This window comes from Pedobacter nanyangensis, from assembly GCF_003313505.1.
Taxonomy (GTDB): domain Bacteria; phylum Bacteroidota; class Bacteroidia; order Sphingobacteriales; family Sphingobacteriaceae; genus Pedobacter; species Pedobacter nanyangensis.
Genome location: NZ_QMHO01000019.1, coordinates 19,646 through 32,499 on the forward strand (window position 1 = coordinate 19,646; position 12,854 = coordinate 32,499).

Below are 12,854 nucleotides of genomic sequence, written 5' to 3' on the forward strand. Positions count from 1 at the left end.
AAAATCGATGCTCTAAATTGGTTTACCAAAAATTGGTTTACCAAATATATCATTATTATTTATATTCAAAAAAAATACGAGGAAAAGTTTTTTTGCCGATTGGCATTTTCCTCAGAGCGAAGGGAATTTTGATTGATAAATCTTTACTTATTCCTGCATTTTATTGGTTCTGGCAGGCTATAAGTGTTTTAGTTTGTTTGGTTGTTGTTTTGGCTTTTAAAAAGGGATGGTCTTTTAAAACCAAGCTCCACCCCTTTTTTGAGTATTTAAATTTATTGAAAACCTTAAATAAAAACGGTGTATTTTTTCAATTAAGAAAATGCTAAGCCACCATTGATATCAATGTTGTTACCTGTTAAGAAGCTAGAATCATCTGAAGCCAGGTAAGCTACTAGGTCAGCCACTTCTTGTGCATCACCTTCTCTTTTCAAGGCAGTGGCATTGGCTACATTGGTTCTTACCTCAGGCTTGCTAAAGGTATCGTGGAAGGTAGTGGCAATCATTCCTGGTGCCAAAGCATTTACACGGATGTTTTTAGGACCAAATTCTTTTGCCAAAGCTCTAGTATAAGTCATTACGGCACCTTTTGAAGTAGCATAAGCACTTGCACCTGGACCGCCACCGTCCCTAGCGGCTAACGAAGAGAAGTTTATAATAGAAGAACCTGCTGGCATGAAAGGAGAAACCGCTTTAACCGCCAAGAAAACAGATTTCAAGTTGACGTTCATGACGAAATCCCAGAAATTTTCGTCCATTTCTGCAGTTGTTTTGCGAGCAACCAAACCGCCAACTACGTTTACTAAGATATTGATTTCCTCACCAAAAGCTTCTTTAGCTTTAGCTACCAAGGTATTTACCTCAGCAGCTTTGGTCATATCTGCCTGTACAATAATGGCTTCGCCGCCTAAATCTTGTATCATTTTCAAGGTTTCTTCGGCCAAATCTTTATTGTCAAAGTAATTTACCACCACTTTGGCTCCTTCCTTTGCCAACTGCAAAGAAACTGCTCTACCTATGTCTCTAGAGCCCCCAGAAACTATCGCAACTTTGTTTTTTAAACGCATACTATTATTATTTAATTCTTTATTTTTTTGATGAGATATATTTAATACATAACCATGAAACTGGCACTAATACTGCTGCCAACACGAAGAACGACACATAGCTGGTTTGGGTAATCACCGGAACTGCCCAAGTTGTGAGCAAAGTTCCCGCTACTGCTGCCGTACCGCCCATACCTGCTACTGTTCCTACGTTTTTACCGTTGAAATAATCGCTAGGAAGCGTTTGAATGTTACCAATGAGGTATTGGAAGCCAAACAGCGTAAAGCCAATCAGTACCATGGCCAAGGTTGGGGTGTCTTTTAAGCTGCCTAACTGGTAAACAATAACCACCAATGAAACCAACATAATTACGCTACCTACTGCAATGGCATTTTTACGTGCTTTTTGGGGTTCAATACCTTTTTTAATTTGGGCAGATGCATGGTAACCACCTACCAAACTTCCAATGGCAGCAAATAGGTAGGGCACCCAGGTAAAAGCGCCAATTTGCTTAATATCGAACATGAATTGTTCCTTAAGGAAAGTTGGCAACCAGGTTACGAACAACCACCAAACCGGATCAATAAAGAACCTGCCGGTGATGATTCCCCAGGTATTTCTGAATTTTAGCAGTTCCTTCCAAGTAAGTACCGGCGCTTCTTCTACTTCTACGGCATCCTTAACTTCGGGCTTTGCCAAAATATAATTACGTTCTTCTTCGGTAATCCACGGATGCTTATCGGGAGTGGCTTTGTTTACGTAAAGCCATGGGATGATCCAAATCAAGCCTAACAGCGCAATTAAGACGAAAGTCATTTTCCAACCAAAAATCACATACAACATGGCAATTATTGGGGCGGCAACCACCGAACCTAACGAAGCTCCTGCGCCAAAAATCCCTTGTGCAATGCCTCTTTCTCGAGCCGGAAACCATTCTGCGTTGTTTTTGGTAGCTCCTGGCCAGTTACCTGCCTCGCTAAAACCCAGCATAAACCTAAAGATGTTGAAGGAAAGCAACGATTTGGCAAAGGCATGCAAGGCAATGGAAATGCTCCATCCCAAGATGGATAAAGTCATGCCCATACGGGTACCGATGGCATCCATCATTTTACCGGTAAAGGTTTGGCCTAAAGCATAGGCAATCATAAAGAAAGTAGTGATTAGTGCTAAGGCACTTTTATTGTCAACATCGGCAATGCCAAATTCTTTATAGATATAAGGCCAAAGAATGTTAATCGCGCTTCTATCGATGTAGTTGATTACCGTTGCCAACGCAATTAGCGAGATAATCCACCATCGTAATCCTTTTACTTTCATATTTATTTTATTTTCAGTTCGATATTTACTTTAGCCTCGCCTTCAACGAAACGTCCGTCATTTCGAGCGTAGTCGAGAAATCTTTGATTCCAAATTTTACATCTCCAAAGATTCCCCCATTCCGCTGCGCTACAGTCGGAATGACAACCATGGCTTCCAATATTATTTATTAATGGCTTTATTCTTTTTTCAGTTGAATATTTGTAATGCCCTTAGCATTAATTACTTTGTTATCTGCATAAACTTCATTCCCTACGGCTTCGCCTTTTGCGCTTTTTAAGCGGACGTTAATGCCGTAACCATCGGTATTTAAATGGCTGATATTGCCTTTAAACTTGTTGTACGAGCCCCAGCCTTCATAAGCGCAGTTGACCTGATAACCATCCAACAACACCGAAGGCTGTGTATTGTAGCCCGTATTTCCTTCAATCAAATAATGGTTGCCTTTCAGGTCAATCCAGCTATCAGCACTGTTGGCCCCTGTAATTCCTTGCGCCTCGAAAGTGTTTCCGCGGATAATGCCCCCTGTGGTACCTTCCTTAACATCAATACACTCGGCCGCTACATAAGGCCCCAGTTTATTGTTCAGCACTTGGTTCGAATCGCATTGATCTGGCTTTCCATCACTGTGTTTGGCCCAATTGCTGTAGGCCGAGCCAATGTAAATGGCCTCGCCGTAGCCTGGGCTTTTCTTTCCGGTATGGGTTACTTCTGAGTTTTTAACGATGTTATGTTTGCTGAAAGCCCGGAAGTGGATTCCTTCTTCGCCTAATTGCGTTACCAAAACACCATCAATAATATTATGGCTTGCCCCATCGGCCACAATACCCTTCAAGCCATTTTGCAGGGTAAATCCTTTCAGTTTCCAATAGCTGGCTTTTAAGTGCAGTACATAACCAGTTTGGTTGTTGCCCGCATCAAGGATCGCATTTCTACCGCCTGTTAGCACCACAGGTTGCTTTGATGTACCACTAACTGATGCCTCAATTACAAATTTACCGTCGTATATACCATCTCTTAAAACAATCGAATCTCCCGGTTTTGCCGTAGCTAATGCCCGTTTCAGCTGGCTGCTGTTTTCTACAATAATCGGCTTCGATAATGCTCGAAAAAAAGGCCGTATTGCATACCCCATCCCACTTGCACAAGTTGAGATCGCAATAGCGGCCATAACCAAATATATATTGAAGATCTTTTGCATTGATGCTATAAATTCTTACTTATTCGTGATAAGATTGCTTCGCCATTCTTCCTCGCAAAGACGAGCAAAGGGTAGCCACTACGAACTTGCGAAGCTTCTTATTGCTATTTGTGAATACCTAATTCCTTTAAGAAATCGATGATTGCTTTGTTTACTTCCGAATTTTTCTCCGCTGGAAATTTTCCGTGCTCTCCACCTTCAACCGTGATGAATTTGTTCTTGATGCCCAATTCATCCAACTTCTTTTTCAAGTCTACCGATTGTTGGTAAGGTACCACCGGATCGGCATCACCATGTACAATAAATACCGGTGGGCTGTTTTTCTTTACCTGATATAAAGGAGAAACCGACTGCACGAAAGTTTGGTCATTAGCTTTCTCGCCCAACCATCTTTTAGCCGAGCTACTTGGCCAGTTGCCTACGTGGGTAATGCCGTATTTATCGATAATAGCGGCCACTTTCACGTCTTTCACCCCTGGGCAGTTACCGTCGAATTTGGTGTCGTTACCTAACAAACCGCCCATTAAGGCTAAATGCCCACCTGCCGAACCACCCATGATCACAATCCGATTAGGGTCGATGTTTAAGGCTTTGGCATTTTTGATCAGGTAGATCAAAGCACAACGGGTATCCTCAACCGCAGCAGGAGCTGGCGCCACCTGTACCAAACGATAAGCAATGTTAGCCACTGCATATCCGTTTTTAAAGAAGCTGTTAAAGCCTGTTTGCGATTCTTTATTTCCTTTGTTAAAACCACCACCATGAATGTTGATGACAATAGGTGTTGGTCCTTTATCTGCCGGCGGCAAGTACAAATCCATTTTACCTTCCCAATCGCCAACTTTGGCATAAACCACATTTAATTGCTCAGAAAAACCTGTTGGATAAGTTACTTTTTTAACCTCTGCGGTTTCTTGTGCTTGTGCAAAATTTGCTGCTATTAGTAGTAAGCAGCTTATGATTATTTTTTTCATGTTGTCATTTATTTTATTTCCTCCCCCTGCCCCCTCAAAGAGGGGGATAAGCAAAGCGCTTTGGCGCAATGTATCTCCCTTTGGAGGGAGAATTAAAGAGGGAGGAAAACCCTACTTAATAAAATCTTCTCTATGAGGCGCGAAAACATCAATTAAAATTCCTGGTTCAATACATACACAACCATGTACTGCGTGAGGTGGCACATAGTAACCATCGCCTTTTCTGATGATTTTTTTCTCATCGCCAATGGTCATTTCAAAAACACCACTTTCTACATACGTTACTTGTACGTGGTAATGCTCGTGCAAGGGACCGATGGCTCCTGCCTCAAATTTGGCTTTCACGAGCATGATTTGATCATCATAACCGTAGATTTTACGTTGAACACCGTTACCTAAATCTTCCCAAGTGGTTTCTGTTTCTATTTGAAATAATTCGCTTTGCATTTTATAGTTTTTTTGTTTTTTGGATGTTTTGTTGTTTAGAGGATACTATATCTAGTCACCAAACCCTATCCCCAGAAGGAAGAGAAAAGCGGCGATGAAAGTCTTTACTCTTTGTTCTTTATTCCTTTATCTTAATGATATATAATTCTGTTTCTCTGTATAGTTGATCTGATAGGTATAGGTCCTTTCATTAACCTTAAAGCTGATAATGGTTTGTTGTGCATCTGATTTAATCAACTTTAGCCCGCTCACTGTTGGCAAAGCCGATGAAACCGTTTCATTGATTGGATCTGTACCGCCATGCGTTTCTGTAATGCTCACAAAGGTTTGATTTTGGCCACTGCTTGATAGCATGAATGCCTTGCCATCCACCAAGTTCATTTCCGGATCATTGGCACCTATAGAAAGTAACTTCACTTCTAGTGGATTATCAGACACAAAATGTGTGGTGTAGAAACGATTTTTGTTCAACAAACCTACCATTCCCGATTTGCCCTCCAATGGATTGCTGGCGTTTAACCAAATGTGTTGATAGCCATTTTTATCTCCAAGTGCGGTTAACTGATTCGCTTTTGCCGTAACAGGGAACGAAGTGTTTACCAATTGTCCTTTGTACCAAAACGGCAAATCGTACTGATGACTTTTGGCTGATTGCGCCTGCATCACATCAATTAACAAAGGCTTATCCAAACCTTCAACTTTTACCAATGCCGAAGTTCTTAGCATGGTCACATCGGTATAAGCTTTGTCTTCTTTAGCGCTCACCACTTTTAAATTTGGCTGGTTTGAAAAGTATAGCAAGGTTGGGCTGGCTTTATCTGCTGGCCCCAATTTGGCATTAAAGTGTGAAGTTTGGTCTACCACCAAGGCATTATGGGCTACCGTTTGTTTTGCCCAAGTATTGTTTTCGGGCAAGTAACCACCACCATTTTTAGTATCGATATTTAAAAATCTAGCTGCGCCATAATCGGGGAAAATTTCGGTAGTGTTATCGTAAAATAATAGGTTTAACCGGTCAAAGTGCCCGTGGCCCATTCCTTGTGAAGCAGCTTTCAACACCACACATTGCTGATCGGTGTTTGGACCGTTACGTAAAATACCCAATCCACCTTCATCGCCTTTACCTCCATCTCTAATCCACAACGTTTGGTATTTAAATGGAACTGCTTTTCCAGCTGCCAAATCTGCCGCTACCTTTAAGCCCGCATCAGAAACAATTACGCGGTTTTGCTGCCTGGCAATGTCCAGCAAATCAACCTCTGCCTTAATATCGGCATAAGCCAAATCAACTCCATATACCAATTCCACCGACTCGTAGGTTTTGTCCTTGATGGCATCGTTTAACGGAAAGAAAGTTTTATCGGTGTAAGAAGTTTGCAATGAGGTATGGATTGCCTTTGAAAGCAATTTGTCCCTGTATTCGAAAATTTTGCGTGAAGGCTCGTAATTGTTGATCGCTTTGGCAAACAATACGAAAGGCAATAAGGCGTAACGCTGATAATACGGGCCTTCCATATAATAACCATCAGGCGAAAACAGTTGGTCTATTTGCGCCAAGTAGCCGGTTTTACCATCCTTTTTAGAGCCTTTAATAGCCATTTCTACGTACTCACGTTTGTTGAGCACGTAACCTGTAATACCAACAGCCGCCAAATTCCAGGTACCATGATTGTGGATTTTGTTGAAGACGTCGTACCTATCTTCGGTAAAAAACTTGAGGATAGGCACGAACAATTTTTCTTCAATGGTTTTCCTGTCAGTTGCAGGAATCCCGTCATAAACCAAATCATAAGCTTGTATGGTATATAGCTGCCATACAAAGTCGTTCAGGCTTTGCCAAAAAATACGTCCACCATCTTCCTCACTTTTTCTTTTTGGATGAAGGGGCCATTTTTCATATTGCGAAGCATAGTTGAGCATTACGTTTTTCACGTAGTCTGCATATTTCTTTTCTCCGGAGATTTGATAAGCTACTCCGCAGTTCAGCATGTTGCTGTAATTTTTTTTGTGCTGCTCATGCGTATAACCACCGCCGCCATCTTTAGGCACAGGTACCACAATAGGTTGTGCCAATGCTTTATCTGCCGCATTTTTAACCGCTTGGTATGATTGGCGTAAAAGTGGATAGGTATTTACGCCTTTTTTCACGGCCGCCACATTTGCTTTGGTTAGCATAATGCTGGGATGTGTTTGCGCCATTAGCGATAGGCTAAAAAAGGCACAAAAAGATACTAATACCACTTTTTTTAAGTAGTTCATACGCTTGAATTTATATTTAATTGATTAAGCTAGGATGGACCTATTTTATCGAATTATCTCTCTGTTTCGTTGATGATACTTTGTGCAGCAAAACCTGCTTTACTAATTTGCCATATCTCATCAAGGTGACCAGCCATGGCTTCTTCTGCCTTGGCCATATCTTGCGATTCGATAGCGGCATAAATCATCCTGTGCTCTTCAATAGCTGTTTTAGCCCTATTGTCGCCACAGATTTTATTTTCTACAATATTTTTAATCAAATCAGGCACTAAAATCAAGATCATGGATTCGATGACCGAATTTTTGGTTGCCTTGGCAATTTTGATATGGAAGACCATGTCTTCCTCTACGGCATCGCCACCGGCACCAACCTTATTTTCGTAAGCTTCCATGGCCAACCTAAGGCTTTCCAAATCTTCTTCACTTCTACGTTCGGCAGCCAATTTCACCGCGTTCAGCTCCAAGTGATAACGTGCCTCAATCAAGGCATTGAAATCGTCCTTGTTAAATTTGATGATATCTGAAATGATGTTATCGATCACGTTGATGCTCAAACCTGCCACGTAAGTACCACTTTGCGGGTTGGTTTTTAAAAGACCGTAAAACTCTAGTTTCAATATCGCTTCGCGGATGTAGCTTCTTCCTAAGCCAAAACGTTCAGAAAGCACTCTTTCTGCTGGCAATCTATCTCCTGGTTTTAATTGGCCAGAGATAATCAACTGCTTTAACTGACCAATAATTTTATCGACTGGCGACTCCACCTGTATGGCGGTAATATTTTCTATCAATGACTTCATTTCTTGGTTTTTCTATTTGGTCGACCAATTAATTGGTTTACCAAAAATAAACATTCAATTGGGTATTCAAAAAGTTATTTCAAATTAAATCATTTTATCTTGGAATTACCTCTAAATCAATCTTCCAATTATCGGTTCTAAACGGGCTCATTGGCAAATTTGCGGCATTATAGAAGTAACTTTTCCCGGGATTATCGGCCCAGGCATAACGTACAGCCACTGGATTTTTAATTTCATTGCTCCAAACCAGTACTTGATTTCCTTCTATTTTAGCTTGCGCCCAAACAAATTTTCGATCCTTTCCCGCAATGATAAAATTACTACGTTCCGCTTTGCTGTTTACAGTCAAACCGTCTGCATGGTCAAATTCGAGTATCGCTTTGCCATTTTCAATTTTCATTGATTTAAATACCGGCCCATCAGCTGCTACTTTTTGGCCATACACCAATTGTTGTACTTTAGCTGCTACACGCTCTCCTACTGGAAATTTATCCGTTGGATGGATATCATCTGCCAAACCCAAATCGATGATATTGACCAAGCCTACATTGGATTGACGAGAGGCCTTATCTTGTCCTTCCCTCAACAATGCCCAAGTAGCATTTACTTCTGGTGTGCTGAGCACTTTTTTATAATTAGGCAACTGCACAATTACGAAAGGCAATTTTGGTTGGTCAAACTGCCTTCTCCAGTCTTTTATCAATGATTTTAATAGGCCTTCGTATTCATCCGCCCAATTGGCGTTACTTTCTCCCTGATACCAAATCACGGCCTTGTACTGCAAACTCGTCAAAGGGTTGATCATGGCATTGTAGATGGACGAAGACACATCATTTGGATGTACCGCAATGTTAATTTCCTGGATTTTATAAGCCCAGTTTCCATCAATGGCGATTTTACGATTTCCAACTTTAAAGAACAGTTTGCTTTGCGGTCCCCAAATGCCACCATTTCTTCCTTTATTTGCTACCCGAACCATGATTTTATTCACTCCAGGCTTTAGCAAGCTTTTGGCAACGGTAAATTCTCTGACCAGATCGCGGCTGTCAGGTGAAGAACCCAGTTTTTGGTCGTTAAAGAAAACCACACTTTGATCGGCAATTCTACCTAAACTCAGGAAAGCCTCTTTCTCGCAATCGGTACTGCTTAAATTCACTTCTTTATAAAACCAAATCACGCCATCTACATTAGGAAGACCCGCTTTTTCCCATAAGGTGGGCAATTTCATGGTTTCCCAATTCTTGGCATAAACTGGAAGCGTTGGGCTAATGGTATCCCAAAGTACCTCGGTATTGGTATATTGGTTCAATTTACCATGTGATTTTTCCAACTCTGCAATTTTAGCGGCGATGTATTGCTTTTGGTTCTTATTCCCTATTTGATTTAAAACCGGCTTTAATCTGGCAATGGTATCCAAAGAAGGCGCACTAATGAAACCTTCAATTACTGTTCCGCCGTAAGCGCTACTGACTAAACCAATGGGTACATTAAGTTCCTTTTGCAGTTTACGGCCCATATAATAGGCTACCGCCGAAAATTTTCCAAGCGATTGCGGACCTGCGAGCTGCCAAGGTGTTTTTTTGGTCAGATCATCTAAAGGTTGAAATTCAATATCCCTGGCCACATTTAACACCCTAATATTTGGATTAGCAGAATTGGCCAAATCTTTCTCTCCACCATCAGCCTTCATCAGTAGGAAGGCCATGTTACTTTGACCACTGCATAAAAAAACATCACCCAAAAGCACATTTTCCAAGGATATTTCGTTGATTTTTATCGCAAAAGGTCCACCGGCTGGAGCGGCTTTCATGATCACCTGCCATTTGCCATCCGCATTGGCTTGTGTGGTATAATCACTTCCTTTAAAATTCACGGTCACCTTTTCGCTGGCGTTGGCCCAACCCCAAATTTTAATGGGCTGATCTCTTTGCAAAACCATATTGCTTCCGAAAATCTGCGGCAATTTCACCTTTGCCAATGCATTAGCAGAAATGGAGAGGAATAAACCTAACGTTAATATTGCTTTTGAGTGTTTGTTCATTATGTAGTAGTTAGTATTTAGATTTTAGTATTTAGACATAGAACGTTTCACCTAAAACTTACAACTTATTATATCTTAATTACTTTTTTGGTGCTTGTTACTTTTCCAGCATTCTCTATAGATAGCATATAAGTTCCTGCTTGGATATGCTGCACGTTAATTTCTTGCAATTGGTTGCCGCTTACTGGTTTGGTTAACATGACCTGGCCTTGGATATTGATGATTTTGATCACGTCGCCATTTACGGTACCTGCAACAATGATATTGTTCTGCGTCACTGGATTTGGATAAACCGCTACGGCGTTGCCTAATACCACTCTTACCGATCTTACTTCACTAGGATGTTCTGTGCCATCTTGATCAACGCCTACTAAACGGTAATAGTTAATGCCTTCCGTAGGATTTAAATGAGTGTAATCGTAGTTAAAAATTCCTGCTTTATTGTTCGCAGCTACCGTATAGATTTTTTCGAAACCATTGGCATTTCTATGCTGTAAAACATATTCTTTCAAATTTACCTCATCGGTAGTTTGCCAAGCTAACTTCACACTGTTTAAGCTTTCTTTGGCTGTAAAACTCAATAATCTCAATGGTAAAGTGGTGTTCGCTTCGCCCACTACAAACGGAGAAAATGCACTCGTAATAATGGTGGCAGTATTAGCCGCTGCATTGCCAGTACCCGTAAAAGTTCCGTAAGCACCCGAAGTATAAGCGGCCACACCAATTTGCGCATTACCAAAGCCCGCAAAACTAGCCCCCTCTAAAGCATTGTCCCAGCTTAAAGTCACGTCGACATTGCCCGTTCCCGAAGTACGGCTGATGTTCCAAACGGCATCTACCATTCTCAATTTTTGGGCTGCTGTTAATGCCGTTCCATTAGGCGTAGCGTCTGCCGTTGCACCTTGAAATACATTGATATCAAAATTGGAAATGGAAGTTGGATTTAGCGTTACGGGTGTGTAATAAGCTGCTGTACCTACTGGAATAACCGTAGAAGCATTAACATCTGCAACCTTAACCACCCCTGTACTTGCCCCCACGGCATTGGTGACAATGTATGATGAAGCGTTAAACGTACCTGTATTGATACTGGCACTATTCAAATTCAGGTTATCACCTTCCCTCACGGTTAGGATGGCATTGTTTAAGGTTAGCTTGCCGTTGATGGTTACGCTTCTATTTGTAATGGCTGCCGCATTGAAAGTTACGTTGCCAAGAGCATTGTTATTTGAAGTGCTAAACGGTGTAATTGTAGCAGCGTCAAAAGTATAGTCCATATCTGCTCCAAAAGACTTTGTACCCGACAACTGCACAGCTCCATCAATTCCAAGAGGATTATTTGTAGAAAAATGTGTCTTTGTGGTGAATGCTATTGCACTACCAGATCCTGTTACAGGATTCGAAATTGTAAATTGCTTTGCAGTACTTGCGGTACCAATGATGTAAGTATTTGGTGGAATTTGAGGTCCAGAAACTAAAACTCCCAGAGCAATCTCTGCTTCACTAAACTGAGCCGCATCTACCATTTCTAATGTGGTAGCACCAGATGAAAATGGCATTATTGTAAAATTCTGTAAAACCTTAGTTCTAAAGTTAATTCTACCGGGGCCAGTTAAACTAGCACCGTTAATAAAATTTATCTTACCTGATATAGATGATGTTGATTGGGTTAAACTGGTAGTATTACTATAACCAGCCAAATTTAAACTTGAGCTTAAAGTAACAGTGGCATCGCTACCAACTGATAAGGCTCCGAGATCCTTAAAGATTCCATTTCCAGAAACAGTTTGAGGAACAGTCCCGTTCAACAATAATTGAGAGCTACCTATTATAATTTGTGAATTGCCGTCAGTTGATAATGTTGTAGCAGCTCCGAATGTACCATTATTTAGAATATTTCCTTTAAACGTTGACACTCCACTTGACCTTAGATAAAATTCTGAGCCAGCCGCTATAGTTAAATTATCTATACTTGTAAAATTTTCAACTAGGTTAACTACGGTATTATTCTCAACAAAAACGTTAGGAAGCGTTTTCCCGTTAAACATACTGCTTGGATTAGCAGCACGCATGATTAAATTACTCCCCTTTTGTAAATCTACAACCATAGAAGTGCCACTGGTTACTAATGGGTTATTTCCACCTCTATAAACCAATGATGCGCCGTTCTTAAACACAACAGATTTATCAACTGATTGCCCAGACGAGAGAGAGCCAAAGGGATTAGTTGTAGAAGATGAATTGGAAACGCTTCCTGTTTCAAAAATTAAACCGCTGGCCGCTTGGACATAAATTCGATTTAAACCTGATGCTAAATTTAGTTCGCCCCTAACTACGCTTACAGCGCTAGAGGGCAACACTAAGCTAATAGTTCCTGAACTAGCAGCGAGCGTCAATTTGCTATTTTCTGAGATAGTTACCCCCCCAGTTACCGTTATTGCACCCACTGTAGTAGCCGTACGATCAAAATTTACCTCAGCGTTATTCTGTAAACGTAGCTGGCCAACTTCTATCGTATTTGGTACTACAGTTATGATTCCCGTTGCCCCTCCTCCGATATTTGAACCGTCAAAAATTAAAATATCACCAGTATTCGGAGTAGCCCTATTGCTTCCACCTCCTCCTAAAACAGTATTCCAGCTTCCAGATGATGACCAAGTCGCTGTAGCTCCTCCCACCCAGTAATAGGTACCTTGTGCAAAGCCAGCAATGGCCATGCAGCTTAAAATCATTAAAAGTAAAATTCTTTTCATATGCGTTTAATATTTGGTTAT

Annotated in this window: 9 protein-coding genes; all 9 read right to left on the reverse strand. The window is 41.1% G+C overall.

The features are described 5' to 3' along the window. Positions 1 to 311: 311 nt before the first annotated feature. Positions 312 to 1,064 carry an SDR family NAD(P)-dependent oxidoreductase gene (locus DUT71_RS19205; protein WP_113664168.1) on the reverse strand — a complete coding sequence of 251 codons (753 nt, stop codon included), beginning with the start codon at positions 1,062 to 1,064 and terminating at the stop codon, positions 312 to 314. A 19-nt stretch (positions 1,065 to 1,083) separates the two neighbouring features. Then, positions 1,084 to 2,361 carry an MFS transporter gene (locus DUT71_RS19210; RefSeq protein WP_113664169.1) on the reverse strand — a complete coding sequence of 426 codons (1,278 nt, stop codon included), beginning with the start codon at positions 2,359 to 2,361 and terminating at the stop codon, positions 1,084 to 1,086. 178 nt (positions 2,362 to 2,539) lie between these two features. Continuing rightward, positions 2,540 to 3,562 (reverse strand): chondroitinase-B domain-containing protein, encoded by a 1,023-nt coding sequence (locus DUT71_RS19215; RefSeq protein ID WP_240186990.1) that lies wholly within the window; start codon positions 3,560 to 3,562, stop codon positions 2,540 to 2,542. Between the two features lie 104 nt (positions 3,563 to 3,666). Further along, positions 3,667 to 4,536: an alpha/beta hydrolase gene (locus DUT71_RS19220; protein WP_113664171.1), complete on the reverse strand. Its 870-nt coding sequence runs from the start codon at positions 4,534 to 4,536 to the stop codon at positions 3,667 to 3,669. Between the two features lie 111 nt (positions 4,537 to 4,647). Next, positions 4,648 to 4,983 (reverse strand): cupin domain-containing protein, encoded by a 336-nt coding sequence (locus DUT71_RS19225; protein ID WP_113664172.1) that lies wholly within the window; start codon positions 4,981 to 4,983, stop codon positions 4,648 to 4,650. Between the two features lie 126 nt (positions 4,984 to 5,109). Next, on the reverse strand, positions 5,110 to 7,242 hold the full coding sequence (locus DUT71_RS19230) for a heparinase II/III domain-containing protein (RefSeq protein ID WP_113664173.1): 2,133 nt from the start codon (positions 7,240 to 7,242) through the stop codon (positions 5,110 to 5,112). Between the two features lie 53 nt (positions 7,243 to 7,295). Next, a complete protein-coding gene (locus DUT71_RS19235) occupies positions 7,296 to 8,039 on the reverse strand; it encodes a FadR/GntR family transcriptional regulator (protein WP_113664174.1) in 744 nt (247 codons plus the stop codon). Between the two features lie 94 nt (positions 8,040 to 8,133). Beyond that, entirely contained in the window at positions 8,134 to 10,080 is a 1,947-nt protein-coding gene (locus tag DUT71_RS19240; protein ID WP_113664175.1) for a sialate O-acetylesterase, read from the reverse strand. A gap of 68 nt (positions 10,081 to 10,148) precedes the next feature. Then, a complete protein-coding gene (locus tag DUT71_RS19245) occupies positions 10,149 to 12,833 on the reverse strand; it encodes a T9SS type A sorting domain-containing protein (protein WP_113664176.1) in 2,685 nt (894 codons plus the stop codon). Between the last annotated feature and the right edge of the window lie 21 nt (positions 12,834 to 12,854).